Origin of the sequence: Imperialibacter sp. (genome assembly GCF_048007035.1) — a bacterium.
Classification (GTDB): Bacteria; Bacteroidota; Bacteroidia; order Cytophagales; family Cyclobacteriaceae; genus Imperialibacter.
This window is the reverse complement of the sequence record NZ_CP180355.1, coordinates 5,856,724-5,879,462: the sequence shown is the minus strand read 5'-3', so window position 1 is coordinate 5,879,462 and position 22,739 is coordinate 5,856,724. Positions and strand designations below refer to the sequence as shown.

21 protein-coding genes are annotated in these 22,739 nt (G+C 47.0%); 11 read left to right on the top strand and 10 right to left on the bottom strand.

Annotation, left to right across the window (positions count from 1 at the left end; translation table 11 throughout):
* Nucleotides 1-105 precede the first annotated feature (105 nt).
* Nucleotides 106-855 carry a hypothetical protein gene (locus ACMVP2_RS25085; protein ID WP_416865601.1) on the top strand — a complete coding sequence of 250 codons (750 nt, stop codon included), beginning with the start codon at nt 106-108 and terminating at the stop codon, nt 853-855.
* 8 nt (nt 856-863) lie between these two features.
* Nucleotides 864-2,666, top strand: a complete 1,803-nt coding sequence (locus tag ACMVP2_RS25080; RefSeq protein ID WP_416865600.1) for an ATP-binding protein — start codon at nt 864-866, stop codon at nt 2,664-2,666.
* A gap of 170 nt (nt 2,667-2,836) precedes the next feature.
* On the opposite strand, the gene ACMVP2_RS25075 is transcribed toward ACMVP2_RS25080, so the two are convergent.
* The 3 genes from ACMVP2_RS25075 to ACMVP2_RS25065 form a co-directional block, all read right to left on the bottom strand.
* Nucleotides 2,837-3,358, bottom strand: a complete 522-nt coding sequence (locus tag ACMVP2_RS25075) for a DUF2911 domain-containing protein (RefSeq protein WP_416865599.1) — start codon at nt 3,356-3,358, stop codon at nt 2,837-2,839.
* A gap of 93 nt (nt 3,359-3,451) precedes the next feature.
* The gene (locus ACMVP2_RS25070) at nt 3,452-3,958 is read right to left on the bottom strand and encodes a GNAT family N-acetyltransferase (protein ID WP_416865598.1); all 507 of its coding nucleotides are present in this window, start codon (nt 3,956-3,958) and stop codon (nt 3,452-3,454) included.
* A 73-nt stretch (nt 3,959-4,031) separates the two neighbouring features.
* Nucleotides 4,032-5,492 carry a vanadium-dependent haloperoxidase gene (locus ACMVP2_RS25065; RefSeq protein ID WP_416865597.1) on the bottom strand — a complete coding sequence of 487 codons (1,461 nt, stop codon included), beginning with the start codon at nt 5,490-5,492 and terminating at the stop codon, nt 4,032-4,034.
* Nucleotides 5,493-5,793: 301 nt separating this feature from the next.
* Between ACMVP2_RS25065 and ACMVP2_RS25060 the strand changes: the two genes are divergently transcribed.
* The 5 genes from ACMVP2_RS25060 to ACMVP2_RS25040 all read left to right on the top strand — a co-directional run bounded on the left by ACMVP2_RS25060 (nt 5,794) and on the right by ACMVP2_RS25040 (nt 10,893).
* A complete protein-coding gene (locus ACMVP2_RS25060) occupies nt 5,794-7,008 on the top strand; it encodes a DUF763 domain-containing protein (RefSeq protein ID WP_416865596.1) in 1,215 nt (404 codons plus the stop codon).
* 86 nt (nt 7,009-7,094) lie between these two features.
* Entirely contained in the window at nt 7,095-7,289 is a 195-nt protein-coding gene (locus ACMVP2_RS25055; protein ID WP_317491644.1) for a type II toxin-antitoxin system VapB family antitoxin, read from the top strand.
* Complete coding sequence (locus ACMVP2_RS25050; RefSeq protein WP_416865595.1) at nt 7,286-7,675, top strand: PIN domain-containing protein; 390 nt, start codon at nt 7,286-7,288, stop codon at nt 7,673-7,675. Before ACMVP2_RS25055 ends, ACMVP2_RS25050 begins: the two co-directional genes overlap by 4 nt.
* Nucleotides 7,676-7,880: 205 nt before the next feature.
* Nucleotides 7,881-8,225 (top strand): PadR family transcriptional regulator, encoded by a 345-nt coding sequence (locus ACMVP2_RS25045; RefSeq protein WP_317491642.1) that lies wholly within the window; start codon nt 7,881-7,883, stop codon nt 8,223-8,225.
* Entirely contained in the window at nt 8,215-10,893 is a 2,679-nt protein-coding gene (locus tag ACMVP2_RS25040; RefSeq protein WP_416865594.1) for an FtsX-like permease family protein, read from the top strand. The genes ACMVP2_RS25045 and ACMVP2_RS25040 overlap by 11 nt, the downstream gene beginning before the upstream one ends.
* 177 nt (nt 10,894-11,070) lie before the next feature.
* On the opposite strand, the gene ACMVP2_RS25035 is transcribed toward ACMVP2_RS25040, so the two are convergent.
* Together ACMVP2_RS25035 and ACMVP2_RS25030 are read right to left on the bottom strand one after the other, a co-directional pair.
* Nucleotides 11,071-12,825, bottom strand: a complete 1,755-nt coding sequence (locus tag ACMVP2_RS25035) for a hypothetical protein (RefSeq protein ID WP_416865593.1) — start codon at nt 12,823-12,825, stop codon at nt 11,071-11,073.
* 263 nt (nt 12,826-13,088) lie between these two features.
* A complete protein-coding gene (locus ACMVP2_RS25030) occupies nt 13,089-14,489 on the bottom strand; it encodes an alpha/beta hydrolase family protein (RefSeq protein WP_416865592.1) in 1,401 nt (466 codons plus the stop codon).
* A gap of 495 nt (nt 14,490-14,984) precedes the next feature.
* On the opposite strand from ACMVP2_RS25030, the gene ACMVP2_RS25025 reads away from it, so the two are divergent.
* The gene (locus ACMVP2_RS25025; protein ID WP_151996743.1) at nt 14,985-15,311 is read left to right on the top strand and encodes a GIY-YIG nuclease family protein; all 327 of its coding nucleotides are present in this window, start codon (nt 14,985-14,987) and stop codon (nt 15,309-15,311) included.
* A 565-nt stretch (nt 15,312-15,876) separates the two neighbouring features.
* Nucleotides 15,877-16,017 carry a hypothetical protein gene (locus ACMVP2_RS25020; protein ID WP_416865591.1) on the top strand — a complete coding sequence of 47 codons (141 nt, stop codon included), beginning with the start codon at nt 15,877-15,879 and terminating at the stop codon, nt 16,015-16,017.
* A gap of 287 nt (nt 16,018-16,304) precedes the next feature.
* On the opposite strand, the gene ACMVP2_RS25015 is transcribed toward ACMVP2_RS25020, so the two are convergent.
* The 5 genes from ACMVP2_RS25015 to ACMVP2_RS24995 all read right to left on the bottom strand — a co-directional run bounded on the left by ACMVP2_RS25015 (nt 16,305) and on the right by ACMVP2_RS24995 (nt 19,634).
* Nucleotides 16,305-17,108: a DUF2306 domain-containing protein gene (locus ACMVP2_RS25015; RefSeq protein WP_416865590.1), complete on the bottom strand. Its 804-nt coding sequence runs from the start codon at nt 17,106-17,108 to the stop codon at nt 16,305-16,307.
* Nucleotides 17,109-17,168: 60 nt separating this feature from the next.
* Nucleotides 17,169-17,753 carry a Crp/Fnr family transcriptional regulator gene (locus ACMVP2_RS25010; protein WP_416865589.1) on the bottom strand — a complete coding sequence of 195 codons (585 nt, stop codon included), beginning with the start codon at nt 17,751-17,753 and terminating at the stop codon, nt 17,169-17,171.
* A 162-nt stretch (nt 17,754-17,915) separates the two neighbouring features.
* Complete coding sequence (locus ACMVP2_RS25005; RefSeq protein WP_416865588.1) at nt 17,916-18,410, bottom strand: outer membrane beta-barrel protein; 495 nt, start codon at nt 18,408-18,410, stop codon at nt 17,916-17,918.
* Nucleotides 18,411-18,551: 141 nt separating this feature from the next.
* A complete protein-coding gene (locus ACMVP2_RS25000; protein WP_416865587.1) occupies nt 18,552-19,088 on the bottom strand; it encodes a hypothetical protein in 537 nt (178 codons plus the stop codon).
* Nucleotides 19,089-19,130: 42 nt separating this feature from the next.
* Nucleotides 19,131-19,634: a hypothetical protein gene (locus tag ACMVP2_RS24995; RefSeq protein WP_416865586.1), complete on the bottom strand. Its 504-nt coding sequence runs from the start codon at nt 19,632-19,634 to the stop codon at nt 19,131-19,133.
* A 149-nt stretch (nt 19,635-19,783) separates the two neighbouring features.
* Here ACMVP2_RS24995 and ACMVP2_RS24990 point away from each other — a divergent pair, with 149 nt between their 5' ends.
* Both ACMVP2_RS24990 and ACMVP2_RS24985 read left to right on the top strand, forming a co-directional pair.
* Entirely contained in the window at nt 19,784-20,110 is a 327-nt protein-coding gene (locus ACMVP2_RS24990) for a PadR family transcriptional regulator (protein WP_416865585.1), read from the top strand.
* Nucleotides 20,107-22,704: an FtsX-like permease family protein gene (locus ACMVP2_RS24985; RefSeq protein WP_416865584.1), complete on the top strand. Its 2,598-nt coding sequence runs from the start codon at nt 20,107-20,109 to the stop codon at nt 22,702-22,704. The genes ACMVP2_RS24990 and ACMVP2_RS24985 overlap by 4 nt, the downstream gene beginning before the upstream one ends.
* The last annotated feature ends 35 nt before the right edge of the window (nt 22,705-22,739 follow it).

The following is a 22,739-nucleotide window of genomic DNA, read 5'->3' as shown; positions in this document are numbered from 1 at the left end:
CACTCAATGCCTCCTTTTAGATGTTTCATTTTGTTGTGTCTTTCCTTGTGCATCAGCCGCACAAGCCTAAGCCAACTGTCGACAACCGATAGTCTTGAGCAGGTATTGACGAGGTCAAAAAATGAAGCAAAAGTTGATGTTCTCAATCAGCTCACCTACGAGTTTATCACTGTCGATAATGAGAAAGTACAACTATATAATGGACAGGCGATTGAGTTAAGCAAGAAGATTGCCTATCGTAAGGGAGAAGCCATAGCCTATACGTACAAAGGTGTTAATGAATACCTCTCCGGCTTTCTTGCTCCCGCCCATGTTCACTTACACAAGGGCCTGCGACTGTCGGAGCAGATCGGAGACAGGAAAAACACAGGCTATTCATATCTCCAGCTTGGCAACCTGTCGCTGGAAGAAGTTGCCACCGATTCAGCCTTGTATTTCTTCAATAAAGCCCTTTTCTTTTTTAGCGATGAGTCAGATCCTGCCACCCTTTCGAAAATTTACCGTAATATGAGTGCTGCCTACGGGCAACAGCACAAAATTGACCAGCAGCAAACATACCTCGACAGCGCTATTGCCATACGCAGGAGACTGCCTAAAAAAGCATTGCTGATCGAAGCCCTTCTGCTAAAGGCGAATAACAGCATCAGGAACAATAATGTAAGTGCGGCTGACAGTATCCTTTCGGATGCTGAAAAGATTGCGGCCAGTGCCAACGAGTATGAGGAAAGCCGTTTCGACATCCTTCATATCAAAGGGTTGATCTTGTTTAAAAAAGGCGATGTGGACGGAGCGATGGTGCTGATGGACTCTGCCAGCAGCTTTTTTTGGAAAAATCACTCATCCGCAAATATATAACCCTGCAAATGGACGTTAGTCTTGAATTTGCCCACCGAGCGGAGTACGAGCTGGCCCTTGATCATTTGTATCCCGCCCTTGAACTCTGCAAGCTGCGTGGTTACAACGCAGAAGTTCGCAGCATTATCACCACCATGGGATGGATCCATTATCGGTTGGGCGATTTCCCTCAAGCCGTTGTGCTGGCAGATGAAGTCATAGCTTTGCAAGCTAACACCCAACTGAAGGCGGAAATCGGCACGTCTTTTCTGCTAAAGGGAGCCACACTAACAGAATTAGGCAGGTTTGATGAGGCACAAAGCAATCTGGACTCAGCTTTCAATGTTTTTCAGGCAGTTGATGCCAAAAGGGGCAGCAGCGACGCCCTGATGTATTTGGGTTATCTGAGGGTGAAGCAACAGATGTATGAAGAGGCACTACTCTATTACGGCCGGAGTCTCGAGCTTGCTGAAGAAGCTCGTTCAGACTACAGCCTTGCGCAAGTTAACTGGGGGCTGGCTGATGCCTACTTCAAACTAAAAAAATTCAAGGAGTCGACTCACTTCCTTGACAAGGCTGAGTACTATTGCGGTTTGACTGAAGCCAATGAAATATTGATTATGTGCTTCAACACCCGGCGGGATCTGCTGGCTGCTCAGGGGCAATTCGAAGCCTCCCTGGCCTACTCAATAAAGGCCAGTCAGTTAAAGGACTCGTTGCACAAATCTGATATAAGCAGAAAGTTCGCCAACCTTGAAAAGATGCACCAGATCGACCAGCGAGACCGGGACATCAGGGCATTACAACAAGAAAAGCTGTTGGCTGACAACCAGATTGCCCTACAGAAATCGAAGCTGGATCAGCAGTTTCTGCTACTGATCGTGGGACTCGCCGGCCTCGCATTGCTGGGCTTTGTGGCCATTGCCTACTATCGTTTCTATAAGAGAATCAAGGCATTGCACTCCACTATTGTGGAAAAAAATCAGCGCATTCAGGTGCAGTCGGAGGAGCTGGCCGCTAACAACGAAAGGATCAGCGAGCTTAACCGGGGTCTCGAACAGCTAGTGGAGGAAAAAACAAACGAGCTTGTGAAAACGAACGAGGAGCTTGTTAAATATAACAATGAGCTGGTGCAATTTTCGTATACGGTTTCTCACCATATTCGTGGGCCAGTCGCCCGGCTGCTCGGCTTGTCCGATTTGGCAAGCAGAGAGCTGGATGACACAAGTTCAAAGCAACTGATCGGGCTAATGGGCACCACGGCAGAAGACCTGGATCAAATCATTAAAGACTTAGGGCAGCTCCTGGATCTAAGAACGACACCCAGTCATTATCGTGAGCCCGTGGATCTGGAAAAGGAGTGGCAGGAGAGTATTCGCTCATTGAAAGAAAGCCTCACCGGGAGTGAAACAATTGAGAGTGATTTTTCGGCACTACCTGAGATATTCACGGTTCAGTCTATGATTCAAAGCATTTTTCATAATCTGTTCAGCAACGCTATCAAGTACCAGTCGTGGGACAGAAACCTGGTGGTAAAAGCAAAAAGTTGGGAAGTAGACGACAGTGCAGTTATACGAATCACCGACAATGGGCTGGGGTTTGACGCTGTGCTTTACAAAAAACAGCTATTTAAGCTCTACAAGCGATTTCACACGCACGTAGAGGGACGTGGGATAGGCCTGTACCTCGTAAAAGCCCAGCTTGAGATATTGCACGGGTCGATAGAAGTTGAGTCAGCGCCCGATGAAGGTACTTCCATTACAATCACAATTCCACTGGAGGGCAAGAAAGAAGTGCTTGCCAATAAGCTATTTGACACCACCGAAAACTGATCTAAGGAGTAAGGGAGATCAACAGTATTTTGTTGCCTGGCTCATCAGTTTTGTTTCCAAAGCAACAAGGCTTATTCGGGAGAAGCAAAGGAAACCCCAAAAAAATACCCACTGGTGAAGATTCAAAATCCACAAGCCAGCGGGTATTCTGTATGAGTAGAAAACGTTTCCTATTTTAACGGTACTGATGCCTTCAGCTTCTCCCATGCTATGGTAAAGCTATCCCCTGCCACCGCATAAGAAAGCGACTCCTGCATGTCGGCTGCCATAGGCGTGGTTTTCACTATGAAAACATCACTCTCTGGCTTTCTGGTACTGGTGCCGTCTCTGTTAATACCCCATTGCCCCACTTCTTTGTTGAATATCACCTGCCATTCCTTTTCACTCGGAATGATGTAGATGCTGTACTTGCCTTTGGCAAGTTTGTTGCCACCTACCATGATGTCTTTGTCGGTTTCAAAGGTGGTAGCATTATTGGCTCCTGCTCGCCAAACTTTGCCGTAGGGCACAAGTCCACCCCAAATCTCTCTGCCATTTGCAGAAGGGCTGCTGTACTCGATGGTAATGTTTGCATCGCCAACCTTTCCATTGGCGGTCATTTTGGGGCTCTTAGGCTGCGCCTGGGCATAAACAAGTGCAGCAAAAACAAAAAGGACTGAAAGTCCGAAAGCTCTAATTGAAATACTTTTCATGTTGGATAAGTTATGAGTAAACTGGAAATAATTGTAACCGGTTGGTTCCAAAGGGAAGATACGATAATTACGAGAAATATCTTAACCAAAACGCTACAACCTATGCTCCAATAAGCTCAGCCCGAGCTTGCGATTATGGACAGGCAACTCCTCACTATCGGGCGTAATATAGTTCTCAACGAAGGTGAAGCCGAAGCTCTGGTAATAGTTGATAATGTTGGGGTTAGCCGCCCAGGTGTCCATTCGAACGCCGCTAAGACCTTTCTGCCGGGCATGGCTCTTCGCCCAATCCACAATGTGGCCAAAGAGCCTCTGTCCTTTGAAAGCAGGGTTCACCACAATACGGTGCAAATACACAGCATCACCCTGATCCATAGCTCTCCAAATGAGCTTGTCAGAATAAGCCACGCTAAACACAATAAGTATATCGGCTCCGGCAACCACCTTGTACTGATTGCCCTGCTCAATGTCTCTGATGATCGCTCCCTTGTCGTAGTTGCGCCAGACCGGATAGCCTTTTGCTTCCTGATACCTGATTGATTCGTCAAATAGCTGGAAGATAAAAGGAAGGTCGGATAATTGTGAGTTGGCAACTTTCATTTGAGCAATGCAGTGTCTAAAGATAAAAATTGGCGAACAGTTTTTACAGACAATTCATACCCTTAACTGCCTTCTACTCCTCTCCCACATGCATCTTATAGAACTTCCAGGCCTCCCTCGCCACCTCACGGCCCAGCTTAAGTCCTTCAATATTGTCGGATTGGATATGATAGCCCCCTAGCACCCTTGAAATGCCAGCCATTTCAGCTGTTTGGGTGAATGTTGGAAATCGCAAAGTTACGGTGTCACCCAGGTTGTCGGGTTCTGTCATGGCCCCCGCCACCAAAACCGACTCGGAGCCAAATTCGTCGCTCCCTGTCCATAGCTTCAACGCTTCAGCGCATCCCCCACTGATGGTGCTATGGCCGGATACATAGCTGGGAAACGGCGGACAAAGAAAGGTTTCAGGAGAATAAGGTCGCCATTGATTGCCTTTCATTTCAATCATGCCCTTTCCTTCACCGCCCCAGGCTTTGATCTTTTGGTCATCGTAGTATTGATGCACCAACGCATAAGGCCTCGCATAATCGTAGAACATCTTGGAATCCCATGAAGTAATAAAAGCATCCATGGCTACTACCTGATTGTAGAAGTACATCTTCACGTCCTGGTCAAGGGTATGGTTGTCCCGCACAGAAACGTCCTGAGCAAATTTCAGCCAATGGCCAGCCTGTTGCACCGACTGCGGACCGTCCCGCATAAATTCCACAAGAGCCTTTTGTTCGTCGGTGAGGTTGGCCTGCATATCTATCACCTCCCACACCTCTTTTTCCAGTTGTTCCGACCCTACCATGGGTGGTGGTCCCGGGCGAAACTGGTCACCTGACTTCAGCGCCACTGGCTTCACTTTGTCCCAAAAGGGTGTGAGGCAGCCAGGCGCATACTTCCCTCCTTTGCCGTCTGAAAAATATTTGGGCTGCCAGCGATTCGGATCTTTGTTTTCATCAATGGAGTTTACCGGCGCATAGCCAGTATAGTCGAAATAGGGCTGACCACCGGAGCCCTCTTCCTCCGCATATTGGTTGGCACCGTCGCCTTTTCGTGCTTCAATCACTGCTTTGGCAGCCAGGTTGCCTATTCCCTCTGGTGTGCTAGCATCCAGCGATTCGTTGTCTGGATCAAGCCCCAATTCCTTCATGAAATCCCGGAACATGGGCTCGTCGGAAAAATAATATTCATTCATTGCCCGGAAAGCTGCGTAGCTGATAGCAACCTCTTTATTTTTAAGGGTTTGATCATCGGCAGGTCTTCGTTCAACTCCGGAAAGGTAAACAGGCGTTGCTTTTTCGTCGTATCTGGACCAAGCGTCAAAAACCGACACGAAGATCAATCCCAGGTAACGGGAGGTTATGGTAGGACGTGGTTTGAACTTCTCCGTGTCATTGGCGGTAGCTTTTAAGGCCATTTTGCCCCATTTATAGGCAACATTGTCAGCGCCAATCGGCTCTGGCTGTTGGTTTGAGGATGTTTGATTGTTTTGTTGACAACCGGGTAAAAGCGCTATGAACAGGAAGAGGGTGGAAATTCTTTTCATGACTGATGGTCAGCGTCGGCCGGCCAATGATGGCAATGCTCATTTAGCCAGGCAAAAGCTTCAATTCGTTTTTGAGTAGGTATAAAGCGGCTATTTTATCGAATTTAGATCGGAATGTAAAGGAATATCGGCGATGCATCCTTTTTTTATCCAAAAACAGTGGAAGTCGTGATTTTTCAGATCAGTCAAACCGTGGGTTCCAAAACGCCCATCGGGTGGTGAGCCTGAAAAGCATGAGAACAGATTCGGTTTTTTTCCGGGCAGAAAAGCGTTTGTAGTGTAATAGCCTTAACTTTAAAACATGCAACGCTCAGGCCACGCCGATCTTCCGCTTCACTATGGCACAGTGCCTCGCTGGCTGGCGGAACGCATGTCACTGTTAGGCGGCGCCATAGTAGAGGCCATTGTGCTGGAGTATGGCAAAGCAGAGGTGATCAAGCGGCTGAGCGACCCTGCCTGGTTTCAATCGCTGGGCTGTGTAATGGGCATGGACTGGCATTCATCGGGTATTACAACCTCTGTAATGGGTGCTTTGAAGTCATCGATCAACCCGATTTCAAAAGAGCTTGGCATCTACATCTGCGGAGGACGGGGGAAGCACAGCCGCAACACTCCCAACGAGCTCATGGCTATTGCTGACAAAACGGGGCTCAACGGGGCTGAGTTAGTACGTAGCAGCCGACTTTCCGCCAAAGTGGACAACACAGCCATCCAGGATGGATTCCAGATTTATCTTCACTCTTTCGTCCTGACAGACACAGGAGAATGGTCTGTTATCCAGCAGGGAATGAATGATAAAACAGGCTATGCAAGAAGGTACCACTGGCATTCTTCGGAGCTAAAAAGCTTTACCGAGGAGCCACACACCTTCATTTACGGACGAAATCAAGGGCAGATACTTAACCTCACACATAAAGAGGCTCATACGTCAAAGAACGGAATCATCGCTATTTCAAAGGAAAATCCTGATAAGATGCTTGCCGAGATCAAAAAGATCAGGCTTCCCTCCCATCATGATGTGCAAGCGAAGGATGTCGACCTTAAACGACTGGGTGCTGTGCTGGTGCTGGCGCAGGATTTGCTTACACATGATTTTGAAAACCTGCTGCTTCTTGAAGGCCTCGGCCCACGTACGCTCCAATCGTTAACCCTGGCGAGTGAGGTAATCTATGGCACTTCCTCCCGTTTCAGCGATCCCGCCAGGTTCAGTTTCGCTCATGGTGGAAAAGACGGGCATCCTTTTCCTGTGCCGACTAAGATATACGACGAGAGCATTGACGTGCTGAGAACTTCAATTGAAAAAGCAAAGCTGGGCCACAACGAGAAGTTGAAAGCGTTGAATTCGCTGACAAAAGCATCACAAGCTCTGGAAAAAGACTTTGAGCCAACAGGCAGTCTTGAAGACGTGATCAAGCAGGAAAGAGAGAATAGCTGGCGCTACGGAGGCAGAACGGTGAAGGGAGAAGCAAAACCACCAAAGGGTTTACGGGGTGGGCAGCTGGGGTTGTTTGAGTGAATGGCCCGGCATTGTTGTTTTCAATCAGTTAATTCATAGGCAAATACACCGTTTTATATGCTATCTTACATATAAATTGATGTGCTATGAGAACTACTCTGGATTTACCCAATGGGCTAATCGATAAAGCCATGAAGATATCCGGCGCAAAAACCAAAAGTCAATTGGTAACGGAAGCCCTGGAGGAGATGATTAATCGAAATCAAAGGTTAAAGCTCATATCATTTAAAGGGAAAATTGACCTTGATATTGACCTCGATCAGCTACGGGAACGAGAATGAGACTGAGTGCCAAAATATTAGTCGATAGCTCTATCTGGATTGACTTCTTCAGGCTGGGAAATTACGAAAGGCTGGAAACATACATACGGGAAGACCTTGTATGCACAAATGAACTTATTTTAACAGAGCTTATTCCACCCCTGGAGAAATTAAAGCAAACGGACGTAATCAATAGTCTGCATGCTATCCCGTTAGTTGAGTTGGATATTGATTGGTCTCTGATAAGAAAATATCAGTCACTGAATATCAGCAACGGCGTAAACAAAGTGGGGATAACCGACCTGATCATTGTTCAGCAAGTTATTGAGCACAATTTGACGCTATTGAGTAAAGACAAACACTTTGGGCTTATGCAACATTACCTTTCGTTCGATCTGATTCGGTGACGGGCTTTGCCGAAAAATTAATTATTTCACCACAAGGTAGACGACGTTTTAAAGTTGAAGGCAGCACTCAACTCTTGCCCTTATCTTTTTACCCAAAAGCTGCAACCCAATTCTTATTTAAACGTCTAACAATCTATTAAATATACATTTAGGGTTTTTATGTCTTTCTATTTTATATACATTTAGGACATTAAAGGCAAATGTTATGAACAACTACCAATTGGGCGAGTTTGAAGAGGTTGTATTGCTGACTGTGGCCATCCTGAATGATGACGCCTATGGTGTCAATATCAAGCAGGAAATTGAAATGCGGATGAAACGCAAAGTAAGCACGGGTGCTATGCAAACGGCTCTTCGCAGAATGGAAGCCAAGGGCTACCTGGCCTCCGAGTTTGGCGAAGCGACCGCAGTAAGAGGCGGCAAGAGAAAGCGCTACTTTAAGATTACCCCTTTTGGCGTAAAAGCCCTGGAGCATTATAGAGAAACAAGAATGAGCCTCTGGGATGCCATACCTGGCGCTGTACTTGATTTGAAGATCAGTGGAAGATAGGAAAGCAAAATATTACCCACCCAGCTGGGCCACCAAATGGCTGCTTTGGTTCTGCCATGCCGACTTTGCCGAGGATATACTTGGTGACCTGGAAGAGGAATATCAATTCCATGAACCGGAGACAAGCAAGCTAACCGCCGACTTTTGGTTTGTGAGGCAGGTGGCTGGTATGATGCGGCCCTCATTGATCAAGCCGTTTCTTCCCTTTTTGAAACTCAACAATAAATTGGATATGATTAAGAATTACATCAAAATCGGACTGCGCAACCTCACCAAATACAAGGTGAGTACCGCTATCAACCTGCTGGGGCTTTCGACCGGCATGGCTGCCTTTATTCTCATCGCCTTGTTTGTAAAGGACGAACTTAGCTACGACCGCAACCATGAACATGCAGATGAGATTTTCAGAATAACGATTAAGAACTTCTCTGGCGACGGTGAGACACTGTCCCGTCATTGGGCATTTGCCTCCGCTGGTCATGGCCCACGCATTAAGGAGGACTTCCCACAGGTGACTCATGCGACCCGCTTCTTCCCCTGGGCTTTCCCGGACGTTATTTATGGAGATAAAAGGCTCCCAGGCGAGCAGGTTGTGTTTGCTGACCCTGACGTTTTTGACATCTTCACCTTCCCTTTTCTCCAGGGAAACAAGGAGTCTGCCTTCACCAACGAGACTTCTATGGTTATCTCCGAAGATGCTGCCATCAGAATCTTTGGCAACGACTGGAGGGAGCAGGACATTGTTGGCAAGAGCGTGAAAATTGAAGCAAGAGGTGCCGGACTATCGCTCCAAATCACCGGTGTGATGGAGAATATGCCCCGTCAGCAACACTTTCACTTCGACTACCTGGCTCCATTCGCCATTTATGAAAACGTCGTCAATAACCCGGACGTCACGAACAATGTAACAGGTAACTACAACTACCTGACCTACGTGCGGCTCAGCGATGCCGCCGGTGCTCCAGCTGTGGAAGCTGGCGGGTCAGCTTTTTTTGACAAGCACATTGCCGATATTCGAGGGGTAAAAGCCCATAACTACTACGGACTGGTGCTGCAACCCCTCACCGACATTCACCTCACCTCTAATATTTCGGGGGAAATAGAAAACAATGGCAGCATGTCGCAGGTGGTGATATTCTCTGTGATCGGTATGCTGCTCATCGTGGTGGCTTGTATCAACTATATGAACCTGGCTACTTCACGGTATACCCGAAGGATGAAGGAAATCGGCGTTCGTAAATCAATTGGCGCTTCAAGAGGCTCGCTGATCAGCCAGTTTCTTACTGAGTCGGTCATACTCACATTGATTTCGTTTCCTCTTGCAGTTGGCCTGGCCACCATCGCCTTGCCATCGGTGAATGACTTTATGGACAAGCAGCTCACCATCAATTTTCTTCAGGACTTTCAGCTATTTTTGACTGTGTTCGGTTTGTTGGCTCTGGTTGCCATGCTGGCCGGCATTTATCCTGCCATTTACCTTTCGGGGCTGGATACTATCCGGTCGCTCAAGGGGGAATCAACCTTCAAAACTGGAAAGATAAACTTTCGGACAGTGCTGGTTACATTCCAGTATGTGGTTACGATCGCTATTATCTTCTCGCTGGCGGTTCTCGATGCGCAAATGGGATTTATATTCAACTCTGATCCAGGCTTCGACAAAGAAAGTGTGCTGGATGTTTCGCTATCGAACGATTTATATCCCAAAAAAGACGCTTTCCGAAATGAGCTGCTTGCCAATCAGAACATCACTCACGCCTCCTTTGTGTCCCGGATTCCGACAGGTAACCTGCTCGACTCTCAGGGAGCCAGCATCTTTCTCGGTGATTCGCTTACACCAGTGAATTTCAGACTACCTTACATCGTTGCCGATGAAAATTTCATCACTACCTACGGAATAGAAATGGCCGCCGGCAATGACTTTGAAAGGTATATGGACTCCGATTCCATTGGTTATTTTATCGTCAATGAGGCAGCAGTAAAGGCAATGGGTCTTGCCAGTGCAGAAGAAGCCATCAACCGTTCGATGAACTACGGTGGCACTGACGGGAAAATCATCGGCGTCATGAAGGACTTCCATTTTGAATCGCTTCACAGCGAAATAGGCCCCATGATCATGGTGAAGAATGATAATTACCGCAGGATTTCTCTCAAAATAAACCCGGTAAACCTTTCAGAAACAATAGCCTTTGTGGAGCAGACCTGGGCCAAATTTGACCAGAAGAACACCATCAACTACAATTTTGTAGACGAGTCGTTTGAAAACCAGTATCAGGGCGAGGAAAGGCTCAGTACTATGTTCAAAGCATTTGCTGTGCTGGCTGTGTTGATTAGCTGCCTGGGAATGCTGGGAATGGTCACATTCATCGTAGAGCGCAAAACGAAAGAGATTGGTATCAGAAAGGTGTTGGGAGCGAAATCGCCACATATCGTTTGGCTAGTGAGCCAAAATTTCATCTGGCTTATCAGCGTAGCAGCACTGGTGGCATTGCCCATTGGCTACTACTTCATGAGCGACTGGCTTGACACGTTCGCCTATCAGGTGACTATTTCTCCTGTTCTTTTTGTGGTTCCTATTGTAGCAGTAATTATGATCACCTTACTCACCATACTCTACAGAACCATCAAAGCAGTGTATATCAACCCGGTGAAATATTTAAGGAGTGAATAAATAGGCTTTCCAAGTCGATAAAAAAGAGGCTGCCATTTCCAGCCTCTTTTTTATTATCTCGACAAGTTATTCATCAAATAAGGCTGTTCCCACTATTCCCCTGTCAACATAACACCACTCAAGTCTGCCCTTCCGCTCTTCAAAAGCATAGGTCTACTTGAAGGAATCTTTTTCGCTTTAAATGCCGATTTCGCTTGAGCGTTGGTTGCATTTATTGATCAGCTGCACTTTCCATTGGTAACCCGGATAGTTAGCGTCAAGAGACTGCCTGGCCGACTTTCCTTCCTGACAGGTTTTGATGGTAATGGCAACCACTCCTGCATTGATGGTTCCAGAAACCAGTTCGGCATCATAACCATTGGCCGCAATTTGCCAGGTCGATGCGGGAGAGTCCAGAAAATACAACCGGGTTGGATAACAGGCATCTGCTAGCTCGCAATAACCAAAACCATCATATGCAATGATGCCGGGCCCATCGGCGGTAAAAGAAATCAGTATAGCAATTTTATCACTATTGCTACCGTCGGGGTATCCACAACTGAAGGACACTCCGGTAATAACAGGTGCCGTGGAAATACCTTCGCCACAATCGATTACCTTCAGATGACTGGCTACGTCCCACTCAATGGGGTCAATGTAATCTTCGGTATAAGTAAAACGGGCAGTAAAATCCTGGTCAGCGTCAACATTGCTCGTAAACACTGCCATATACTCTCCATCTATCCATTGCAAAGATCCAGTCACATCAGCATTGTCGACCACGTGAAGGCTCATGTTCTGAAAAGCTGGCGTAAGCGTGCTCTCCTTTAGAGGCAGCATAGCCGGGAAGCTCCCGAATTCGGTCATATAGCTATTCCAAAACTCGGTAAGTATGTTGTAGGCAAGTACAAAATTTCGATACAGGCTCACCTCCGAATTGAGGTCGGAAGGCTGCAAATTACGCATGCGCAGGTTCACATTTACCTTGCGTAGCTGACCATTTTCAAAAGTCTCCTGCGCTGTCCGCTGAAATTCAGCAGTTAAGCTTTTCTGAACAGCCACCATGCTATCGTCAAAAAGGTCGAGCACCGCCTGTACGGCAATTTCTTTTTGTTTAATGATCTGGTTGCGAAAAATAGCGATGCCTAATGTAGCTCCGGCAGTGGCCCACAGTTTGGTACCCACCACACCGCCTGGAATGAAAGCCCCCAATTCTACAAGCACAAGGGCCGGGCCGCCCACCATAGCACCAATCTTGGCCAGCGCAAAAGTTAAAGTGAGGAGTTTCTGTCTGGTTGCAGCATCTACCATTGCCCGTCCTCCGCTTGAACCTTCGGCCAACTGAAGTTCAGCCAGAGACGCCTCAACTTCATCAAAAAGGTGGCGGTTGACAGCAATAAAGCTGGCTGCTTCTTTTATTTCCCCAGCAGTAGCCTGATGCAACATTTGTAGGGTTTCGGCCTGTTCCTGCCGCACGGCCTTTAGAGTGGCGTCAGCGGCTTCTCTACTTTTGGTGCCTGCCTTTACCTGGGCATCAAGGGAAGCCTCAAGTTGGCTAAAATTGGCCTGTTTCACAAATTCATCAAGGTACACGGCCGGTTCAGCTACTTCTGTCGCAGCAGTTACGTTTAACTGCAGGTCAAGCAATTTCCCTTCGATAGTAGCTTGCAGGCTAAATGTCCCGGCCATATTCGGCACCATGGCAACAAGCAGAGTGTCATTGGCCCTCCCAATTGTTATGTCTTCCCTGCCAAATTGACCATTGTAATGAGCTTGTGAGAGCTTTGTGTCTTTGACAAAAATGGAAATTAATTCAAATGCCTGCACATCTGTTTTTAGTGTATATGCTTCTAGCCCGGGCAAGACCTCATCCGGTGTCAAAAGGTGACAGGAGGATAATCCAAGTAGAAAATAACTTGTCAGTACTGTCGAGGTAAGGAACCTGGTTTTCATAGATGAAAGCAAAACGAATGGGTAGCCCTGAATCGGCATTCGCTGGATCGAATATGATCATTAATTCCCGGGAGCAAAGTGTTACGAATCAATTATTTTTGAAGTGATCACTGAGACCCTTCCAACCGAGGCTGGTATAATATCAATACGAAGTTATCAACACTCCCTTCCGGTTATTACGTCTGCCGTTATACCAATTTAAAGATTCCTCTTATGCTACTGACCAGAGCAACCCCTTTTTATCAGCACTTTCTACCGCCGACTTATTTCATTTGTTTCACTATCCAATCGGATACCACCGCCAGGGCCATGGGAGAAAAGGTTTGCTCTATGACGGCGTATTCGGCCAGGGAACCGGTTTTGCTTTCCTGAAACAGGTGATTCAAACCAGGCAATTCCTTAATGGTCACCTGCTTATTTCCCCCTTTGTTTAATGCTTTTTTAATGGCTTCCAGGTTCTCCTTCGGTGGCACCTGCAAGTCATTTTCTCCATTGATGGCCAACACAGGGCATTTTACCTTTACAAGGGCCGGTGCCGGATCATACTTGATAAAATACTGCATCCAGGGACTTACCAGCTGGCTCACCTGCAAGTTCACAAAGTCATCCACATTCATGCCCTGCGGCAATGCGCCGCTTCCGCTTTCTTTCAGGGCGCTGCTGAGGTAGTTCGTCAGGTTTGTTTTTAACGGTTCGGAGTTGGTAGCGCTGGCCACCATTTCAAATGCCTTTTCGCTGATTGACCGATTCTTCTGCAAAACGTCGTCGCTAAGCCCCGATGCTTTCCCAATCAGTTGCTGTTGTGCCAAAAGCAGCTGGTCGCCGGGGATACCTGTTCCAGCCAATAGTACGATGAAAGCGACGTCTTTGGAGCGGGCAGCCACCATTGGTGCTATGAGCCCTCCCTCGCTATGACCAATCAGCCCTATTTTACGCTTGTCTATTTCTTTTCTTGCTTGCAAATAGTCGATAGCTGCTTCCACATCGGTTGCGAAGTCCGCACTGGTAGCGGTCTTGAAATCTCCTTCGGACGAAGCAGTTCCTCTGTCGTCAAACCGCAACACGGCAATACCGTTTCTTGTTAGGTAATCGGATAAAACCAGAAACGGTTTATGCCCTGCCAGCTCCTCATCCCTGTTTTGCGGACCACTGCCGCTTATTAAAATAGCCACAGGGAACAGGCCAGTCTCTTCAGGTAGCGTCAATGTTCCTGCCAGCAAAATGCCTGCTTTCTTATTCTCAAACGTGATATCCTCGGAGTGGTAAGGATAGGGCATTGTTGGCTCCTGCGGCCTTGCTATTTTTTCCTTTTCAACTGCTTCCCTCGACAAGTTCATGGGGAAAGATTGCCCGGCTTGTTTGAAATTTCCTTCCACAACATTGTCTCTCCCCAGAATACCCTCGTATTCAATTCCTGCATTTGCGACGGTAAGTTTCAAAGTGGCATTTTCAAAACTGGTGGTGGTAACGGGTATTCCTCTGGCCCCCTGGTCGGGGCTGTCCATGGTTGACTGAAAGCCGTCATCAACTTTATTGATATTGAAAACAACTCTCAATTGTATTCCCTGCACTTTCAGAATACCATTCCATTGCCCTGTTATGTCCTGTCCATGCGTTGATACAGCTGCCAGGACTATCAATAGCATTGTGATCAGGCTTTTCATCTTCCGGTTTTTAAGGTACTGGCTGAAAGCAGAGATATGAATCAGATTCTTTTTTCGTAGTGATTTGGTAGGTAATAATAATGAAATATTTAGAGAGCATGATTGTTTTTGATCAACGAACAAAGAACAAACATTTCCCCACCTATTCTTAGTAGTGAAGATTTCGTTCAACAACCCAAGTTTCCTCGAATAGCCGCCCAGACGACCCAACCCCGTGTCACAGTCATTCCGCAGTGAAACGGAGGAATCTTCTACAGCCTTGCAAGTCCTTGTTTTTGAAATGGAATCCGGTCATTGATTCAGACACCGTACGCTTTTATTGCTCGTATGGGAATTCTCTCCGCCAGCTGGCGGACTGCGAAATGGCTTCGCTGAGTGACGATTCAGCTTCGAATCGAAACTATCTTACCCAAGCGAAGCGGTGAATAATCTTTTGCCAGGCAAAAACCCAATCAACAACTTCTTAAATACAGGGTTAAAGGTTATTTTTAAACTATGAGTAACTACTTCACCTACATCCTTACCAATTCAACGAAAAAGGTGCTCTATGTTGGAATGACTAACGACCTTGAACAAAGACTAGTCGAGCACTTTCTGAATAGGGGAAAACCTGAAACGTTTGCAGGGAGGTACTACTGTTACTATTTGCTCTATTACGAAAGGTTTACGCTGCCAGGCCATGCATTGGAGAGAGAAAAGGAGATCAAGGATTGGAATAGGAAACGAAAAGAGGGGCTAATCAATTCACTTAACCCTGAGTGGAAATTCCTAAATAGCGAGATTATGCTATGGCCACCTGATCCTGAAACTACAGCGAGGTAGTCGTTCTCCATGTATAGAACCCCGTTCCAGATCTCTTTCAATATGCATAGGATTTCTCCGCTCCGCTGCGAAATGGCTTCGCTGAGTGATGATTCATCTCCGAATCGAAATTGTCGTATCCCAGCAAACTGACCTTCAAAAGATTGCCTGGCCATCCACCAACAGTGTTGCAGCTATTCCAACAACCAAAGTTATCCTCGAACAATCGCCCAAACGGCCGAACCCTGTGTCACAGCCATTCCGCAGTGAAACGGAGGAATCTTCTACAGTCCCGTAAGTCATTTTTTAGTGGAATCAGGCCATCGATTCAGACTCTATACGCTTTTATTGCTCGCATATGATTTCTCCGCTCCGCTGCGAAATCGCTTCGCTGAGTAATGATTGGGCTTCAAGATCAGGAAAAAGTGAGGTGACCAATGAACAGTTACCTAAACTCGCCATGGAACACCGCCGTCCGGTAACAGCCATTCCGTAGTGAAATGGAGGAATCTTCTACGGCCTTGTAAGTCCTTTGAAGTGGAATCCGGTTATTGATTCAGACACCCTACGCTTTTACTGCTCGCATATGATTTCTCCGCTCCGCTTCGAAATCGCTTCGCTGAGTAATGATTGGGCTTCAAGATCAGGAAAAAGTGAGGTGACCAATGAACAGTTACCTAAACTCGCCATGGAGCACCACCGTCCGGTAACAGCCATTCCGCAGTGAAACGGAGGAATCTTCTACCGCCTTGCAAGTCCTTGTTTTTGAAATGAAATCGGGTCACCGATTCAGTTTCCGTACTCTCTTGCTGCTCGCATAGGATTTCTGTCCGCCAGCTGGCGGACTGCGAAATGGCTTCGCTTAGTGATGATTCAGCTTCGAAATTTGGAATGTTCCACCACTTAAAGCCCAAGCCGTCCCATCAATTTCGAGGTTACTCTTGTGGTGCTGGCTAGCGTACCCCCTTAGTCGCCAAGTTTGGCTGATCAGGCACCTCTCGTTCATTCCTAAACCTACATCCTCGGCACCCACAACCCCATGGTAGCTGCTACTATGCCCAGGGCAGTACCTATAGTGATCAAAAAAAGTAGGCCGGAAAACGCCCATTTCGTCAATGCTACCTCTGACTTTTTAGCCAAAAAATAGAAAGCAACAATGGCTTGCGGAAAGACATAGACCATAAAGCCAAGGAAATTTAAAAAAGGCCCTGTGAAAGTTTCGGGGTCAAAACCTACAGGTGCTTGCCATGCCATGATCCACAGCATTAAGAATACCCGGAACAGCCAAACGCCACTCATGGCCAGGAATAAATGCACTGCCCACTGGTTGTGTGAAGCGATGTTCCGGCGAATAGCATTTTTTACTGCGAAGAAGGCACAAATCATAATAATCACCGCATTCATGGTGATAACCACGGAACCTTCCAGCCCTCCAACGGATCCTTTTATCCAGCTGAGGTAAAGGCCTGCCAGGCTGATGAGGAAGGCCGAAAAGATGTAGATACGTCCACTAACCCTGTGAAACCTGGGCGCTTGGCTGCGAACCTGTGGAACGAGCTGCATAGGACCCAAAATCGTGATGATAGCTGCCAGGGCTACATGTAAGCCAAAGATGGTGTTACCCAGCAGGTCGCCCTTGACATAGAAGTGTGAAGAGGCCGCATTCCACCTTTCAAAGTCGCCAAGTGCTGCCGACTTCCAGTAGAGCATGAGTACGTAACAGGCAAAGATCATTTGCCCGATTACCGCCACTACAAACCACGACTTTGCGGCAAGATCCACAGCCTTCGTTGCTGCGGAATGATTCTGTACTTTCATATTGAGTTTTTTTGACCAGACAATAATAGCTGGCCAAAAAGCAAGCACACTTAACAAATGTTAGGAAAGCAACTCCCGCCTGATGCGGCTCAGGCTCTCTGGCTTGATACCCAGGTAAGAGGAGATGTATTTGAGCGGTACGTTTTTTGGAATGTTTGGCTTTTCGGCAACCAGCTTGAGGTAGCGCTGCTCGGCTGTGAGGGTAGCAAGGTCAGTCGTTCGTTGCTTGTCCTCTTCCATTAGCCTCTGAAAAAGCAATAAAGCGTAGTCTTTTGCGGTCAAACCAGTGGCCACCGTGATGTCAAAACCTTCTTTGGTGATTCTGAGCAGCTCGCAGTCGGTGATACAGTGGAGGTTTTCGTTCGAAACTGTCTGGTTAGCAAAATGGAAATAAGAAGTGAAGAATCTCGGTCCGTGGTTTAAGTCAACTGTTACTTCTTCTCCTTTTTCATCAACCCGGAAATTCCTCATATAGCCCGACACGATGAAATTGTGGTATTTGGGTACTTTTCCCGATTCTTCAAGTATGGTATCTTTTGGCACCCAAAGCGGGGTAAAATACTGCCTGCATTGCTCCTTGTCACTTTCCGGCATGGTAAGAATTTGTTCCACATAACTAAAAAATGTTTCGAAGTAGTGGTTCATTGGGCGTGGGTGTCAACCGGAGGTACAATATAAGAGATATGTCTCTGTTTCAAAAAATAGGAGCCGCTGAGCTGAAGTGCAAAGTTACAATCTGTGGTTAGCATGGCACCAATAAGAACAGCCGGTCTCGCAATGCAGACCGGCCATCCCCCCTGCGAGCTATTATAATTTATAGAACACGCCAAATCCCAACATGCCCTGGTCTGCGTTGCCCAGAATATACTTTATCTCAAAAAAGCCGTCAATCTTGCTTGTGAAGGAATAGGCCAGGCCCCCACCCATGTTGAGACCAACTTCTGTGTTGGTTGTCTTGGTGTCATTGACTTTAACTTTTCCGGTGGTGAAATTTATACCCACTAAAGGATACAATTTGACCGCTCCACCCGGTGTAAAATTGTAGTGACCGTCCATGTCAAACATCCATATGTTGGACTTCACCTTAGTACCGTTGCCATTATTGTAGGTGTCAGGAAAGAATAAGCCAAAACCTCCTGCGAGATCGATTTTCGGAGTGATGCCCACCCTGGCCCCCAGTAGAACTCCCATTTTTTCACTTTGCATAGCATATCCAAGGCCGCCTTTCAGGCTGACGTCCTGGGCTTTTGCTTGTAGAAAACAGAGGGCGACAAAAAACGATAGAACGATAAATTTTCTCATAATGCTGGTTAGTTAAAATGAACTGATTGATTCAAAGTCCGAAGAAAAACAAAAAAAATCAGTTTTGCTTGACAAAAGTGATGGATACAGTTTTTGTAAAGGAGGTCATCAAGTTATCACGCTCGGCTTAGGTATTACTACTCAAAAAGGTTGGTAAGTCAGCAAGTAAGTATCAGCCACTTCTTCTTTGGTTCGGTGCAGTTGGAGGACTAATGATTTCTCCTCCAATCGAATGATGTCATAGACTGTTATGGCAGGCCCGTTGGTTAGAATGAGTTGGTTCCCTCCTTTGCAAATACACCAGGTTCCCTTTTCATACACCTGTGGGCTCTCGGGCCGGGCTTTGACTGGCCCCTCGTCGAAGACATAGGTGCCTTTCTCGTCAAAGATGGCCACATCGTCAAGATCAGAGGGACTGAACTGGCCAGTAACGTCTTTGAAATCTTTTGTGGTGGGCATTGCACCTGCGGATAATCTCCTCGCCTCTATGCTTACCTCCTGCCACCGTTTGCCGGTGAGCAATAGTGCTTGTTGCGTAAGCCGAAACTTACATCGAGGTGCATTGTTTGTCAGCAGCGTTCGATTGCATGAGCTAAGGGCAAATAGCAGAAAAAGCAGAGCTGGGAATCTATTCATATCTGACGAAGCACGGTAGTTGCGCTTCAAAACTAAAAACATAGTTAATTATAAACTAATGTTTTAGTTAAAAATTAACGGCTGTCAAAGCTGTCTCGTTTCAGCCTCTTTGGGGAAATGGCTTTTGAACCTTTTGTAAAACCAAAACATAAGGGCCGCACCTATCCCACCCCAGAGAAAAAAGCCAACCCAATTGTTGGGGTCTGCTTCGCCCGCTACAATATAGGCTTCCGGCACTGTGGGGTTTACAAGAAGGTTGAGTGTGTCGCCGGTATGCACTTCGGAAGGATCGTCGGTACTACATTTCAAAACCATGCGAGTAAATTGCCGGGCCGTGTCAATAACAGTCTTTTGCGGGTGCTCAAAAGTTAAGATTGGCGTGATTTCCAAATAGTCTCTGTAGCTACCCGTCCCTATTTTATCGTTTTTTTCAACTATACTCTCCCCGATCACATAAGCCTTTGTCGGTAAGCCATAATCATAAAGGGTCTCTGCTTCCAGAAGGTACTGGCAAGTTGACTGGTACAATACTGCTATACCAAGCAGACCAATGCAGATCGTCAAAACAAATCCGAATCCCTTTTTCATCTTCTTAAACTACGCTATTCCGCTCAACAATGAAACAGAAGTTCGATCTAAGGGCCATTCGATACCGAGAAATTGTAAAATTCTGTCATGTCTTCATTTAGGAAACAAATAAGTTTTTATATTAGGTCTTCAATTAGGACACTAATACTATGAAAGGCACGCAGCTAGGTGAATTGCAGGAAGTTATTTTGCTTTCGATACTGATTTTGGATGATGATGCCTACGGGCTAAAAATCCAGCAGGACATCAGTGAAAGACTCAACAGGCGTTTAAGCCGGGGGGCTCTCCACACCGCCCTAACAAGGTTGAGCGAAAAGGGTTTTGTCACCTCGCACTACGGTGGTGCTACGCAAGAACGTGGTGGTCGGCGCAAGCGCTACTATGCGCTCACTGTGAGTGGCAAAGCCAGCCTCAGAGAAATGAAAACCCTCAGAGACGAAATGTGGAGCCTTGTCCCTTCAACACAACTGTTATGAGCCATCCGCATTTACCCAAATTTTGGTTCCGGCTGCTGCAATGGTTTTGTCGGGAAGAGCTATTTGAAGAGCTCCAGGGGGATCTGGAAGAGGCTTTTGAGGAGAACATCGAAAGCGTTGGTTTACAGCAAGCCCGAAGAATTTACCGGTTGGAGGTGCTGAAGCTTTTCCGCCTCTCGGTGATAAAAAAGCCTGCTGTTGTGCGGGTGAGTCAGCTGCCCGGAAACTACATCACCACGTCAGTGCGGGCCATGAAACACAACCCGTTTTACATCGCAGCCAACATCCTCGGCATGGCCCTTGCGCTTTCTATAGGTACCATTGGCTACTTTAACTATCGTTTCAACGATATGTTCAATGAATACTTCCCTCAAGCGGCGGCGATTTATAAAGTAAACGGACTGCGTACCGCAGAATCAACTGTTGGCACCAGCCCCGGGGCCCTTGCCCCTGCCCTGCACCTCGCCGGCATAGCTGCCTTTCGCTACCACAATGAGTCCATTGCAGTCAAGCTGGCTAGTCAATCAAGCGAGGGAAGTGGACACAAGCTGTTCATGGAAGGCTTGTCCTTTACCGACCCGGGCTTCATTCGCTACTTTGATTTGGCAAACCTCAACAACGAACCACTGCCAGCCCTGGGCCATGGTGAAGTGTACGTGTCGGATGAAACTGCTATGAAATTCTTTGGTGACCCCTACCCCGTCGGCAAACTGTTGACGGTGATATTGCCTAATCATCAGGAGCAGCTATTAACGGTAAAAGATGTTTTCAGAAAGCTTCCCAACAATACAAGCTTCAGGCTGTCTATCCTTGCCGACTTTGAACACTTGTCCGGCTTTTATGGAATAGATGAAAATAGCTGGTCCAATTGGGTAGATGGTACGTTTGTCTATGCACCTGAAGGCGATATGACAAGGGTGGTGTCACAAATGAATAGTTACCTGGATGTTCAAAACCAAGCGAACAAGGACTTACAAATAAGTGGGTACAGACTCGACAATATACTGGAGTGGCCAGCCCTAGAGGCATCGTTGCACAATTCTGCTTTTGTGCCGCAAATGCATCCGGCAGCAGTAGCTGGCACGTTGGGTTCCGCCATTGGCATTTTACTACTGGCCTGCTTCAACTTTATCAACACAAGCATTGCGCTGTCAGGCAACCGCCTGAAGGAAATCGCCGTACGGAAAGTGCTTGGCGGCAACCGAGCCAGTACAATCACCCAATTCATTCTGGAAAACTTCCTTATGATAGGTGTGGCTGTGGTGATAGCGCTGGGACTTACCTATTATATGATTCCAGGCTACAATGCTATGATGAGCTATGAGATCATTCAACCTGATCAGATTCCATGGACCACTTTTATTTACTTTGGTTTGGTGCTGGTATTGTGCGTTGGGCTGATGGCAAGTGCCTACCCCGCTTTATACATTTCAAAGTTTGCATCGCTCGCCATCTTCAGAAACAAAGTGGTGCTTTCTGGTAAGAACAGGCTGATGACAGTGCTGCTTACTTTTCAGTTTGCGCTCTGCTTCTACAATATATTTGGCCTGCTGGTGACCACCGACAACGCATGGTATCAGGAGCGGCTCGACCGGGGCTATGACCTGGGCGGGGTGATCAATATACCTTTGAGCGACCCTCAACAATATACGTTACTGGAAGATCGACTGAAACAGCACACCGATATCAGGCAAATAGCAGGCACAAGCTCGTTGGTTGGGTTCAGCTTTAACAACAGTTCGATTGATTTCAACGGCCAGGAGTATGAAATTGCTGAATTAGGTGTGGGTGCTGGTTACCTTGAAACGCTTGGAATAAGGCTCATTAACGGGTCTCTGTTCTCTGGCAACGGAACACATACAGGAGAGCCCAGAAAGGAAGCAGTTATCAACAGCATGCTGGACGACCAGCTGGGAGGAGATGCGCTCAACAAACCAATTGTAGTAGACGGTGACCGATACACGGTAATTGGTGTTGTTGAGGATTTCAACTTGCGGCAAATCATGTTTAACAACAAAATAAAACCGTGCGTAATGCGCCTGATGAGCCCCCAAAGTTATCGCTATGCCACGTTAAAGGCCGATGGATTGGCCACCGACAAAAACAGGGAGTTGGAAGCACTGTGGTATGAGCTTTTTCCGCAGGAGCTCTACGGAGGTTTTCTTCAGGAAGATGTGATGCAGCAGGTGCGGCAAACCAACTTCATCATGATCAATATCAGCATGATCGTGGCCACTATTTCGATCCTCATTTCCATTTTAGGCCTATACACACTCATTTCTTTGATCGCCCAAAAGAGAAAGAAGGAATTTGGCATTCGAAAAGTGATGGGAGCTTCGTGGCAGCAAATTACGCAGCTGCTGGGAAGAGACATCTATTGGATCCTTGGCATTGCCGCCATCATTGGCCTGGCCGGTGGGTCAGCAGTGATGCATTCTGTGCTTGATGGCATCTACGCCTACCATGTCGACATCAGCATTACCCACTATGTTTGGCCAACCATGATTATTCTTGGGATTGTTGTAGGCGCTGTGGGCTACAAAATGATGCAAACCAGCAAGCTAAATCCCGTAGAGCAGTTGCGGGTGGAGTAGAATAGTATTCACCGTCTGAAATAACGACAAAGCGC

What these genes read in the sequence shown, in the direction of transcription:
- ACMVP2_RS25080 (WP_416865600.1), top strand. Translation starts at nt 864, where the DNA reads ATGGACGTTAGTCTTGAATTTGCCCACCGAGCGGAGTACGAGCTGGCC.
- ACMVP2_RS25075 (WP_416865599.1), bottom strand. Translation starts at nt 3,358, where the DNA reads ATGAAAAGTATTTCAATTAGAGCTTTCGGACTTTCAGTCCTTTTTGTT.
- ACMVP2_RS25070 (WP_416865598.1), bottom strand. Translation starts at nt 3,958, where the DNA reads ATGAAAGTTGCCAACTCACAATTATCCGACCTTCCTTTTATCTTCCAG.
- ACMVP2_RS25065 (WP_416865597.1), bottom strand. Translation starts at nt 5,492, where the DNA reads ATGAAAAGAATTTCCACCCTCTTCCTGTTCATAGCGCTTTTACCCGGT.
- ACMVP2_RS25060 (WP_416865596.1), top strand. Translation starts at nt 5,794, where the DNA reads ATGCAACGCTCAGGCCACGCCGATCTTCCGCTTCACTATGGCACAGTG.
- ACMVP2_RS25055 (WP_317491644.1), top strand. Translation starts at nt 7,095, where the DNA reads ATGAGAACTACTCTGGATTTACCCAATGGGCTAATCGATAAAGCCATG.
- ACMVP2_RS25050 (WP_416865595.1), top strand. Translation starts at nt 7,286, where the DNA reads ATGAGACTGAGTGCCAAAATATTAGTCGATAGCTCTATCTGGATTGAC.
- ACMVP2_RS25045 (WP_317491642.1), top strand. Translation starts at nt 7,881, where the DNA reads ATGAACAACTACCAATTGGGCGAGTTTGAAGAGGTTGTATTGCTGACT.
- ACMVP2_RS25035 (WP_416865593.1), bottom strand. Translation starts at nt 12,825, where the DNA reads ATGAAAACCAGGTTCCTTACCTCGACAGTACTGACAAGTTATTTTCTA.
- ACMVP2_RS25030 (WP_416865592.1), bottom strand. Translation starts at nt 14,489, where the DNA reads ATGAAAAGCCTGATCACAATGCTATTGATAGTCCTGGCAGCTGTATCA.
- ACMVP2_RS25025 (WP_151996743.1), top strand. Translation starts at nt 14,985, where the DNA reads ATGAGTAACTACTTCACCTACATCCTTACCAATTCAACGAAAAAGGTG.
- ACMVP2_RS25020 (WP_416865591.1), top strand. Translation starts at nt 15,877, where the DNA reads ATGATTTCTCCGCTCCGCTTCGAAATCGCTTCGCTGAGTAATGATTGG.
- ACMVP2_RS25015 (WP_416865590.1), bottom strand. Translation starts at nt 17,108, where the DNA reads ATGAAAGTACAGAATCATTCCGCAGCAACGAAGGCTGTGGATCTTGCC.
- ACMVP2_RS25010 (WP_416865589.1), bottom strand. Translation starts at nt 17,753, where the DNA reads ATGAACCACTACTTCGAAACATTTTTTAGTTATGTGGAACAAATTCTT.
- ACMVP2_RS25005 (WP_416865588.1), bottom strand. Translation starts at nt 18,410, where the DNA reads ATGAGAAAATTTATCGTTCTATCGTTTTTTGTCGCCCTCTGTTTTCTA.
- ACMVP2_RS25000 (WP_416865587.1), bottom strand. Translation starts at nt 19,088, where the DNA reads ATGTTTTTAGTTTTGAAGCGCAACTACCGTGCTTCGTCAGATATGAAT.
- ACMVP2_RS24995 (WP_416865586.1), bottom strand. Translation starts at nt 19,634, where the DNA reads ATGAAAAAGGGATTCGGATTTGTTTTGACGATCTGCATTGGTCTGCTT.
- ACMVP2_RS24990 (WP_416865585.1), top strand. Translation starts at nt 19,784, where the DNA reads ATGAAAGGCACGCAGCTAGGTGAATTGCAGGAAGTTATTTTGCTTTCG.
- ACMVP2_RS24985 (WP_416865584.1), top strand. Translation starts at nt 20,107, where the DNA reads ATGAGCCATCCGCATTTACCCAAATTTTGGTTCCGGCTGCTGCAATGG.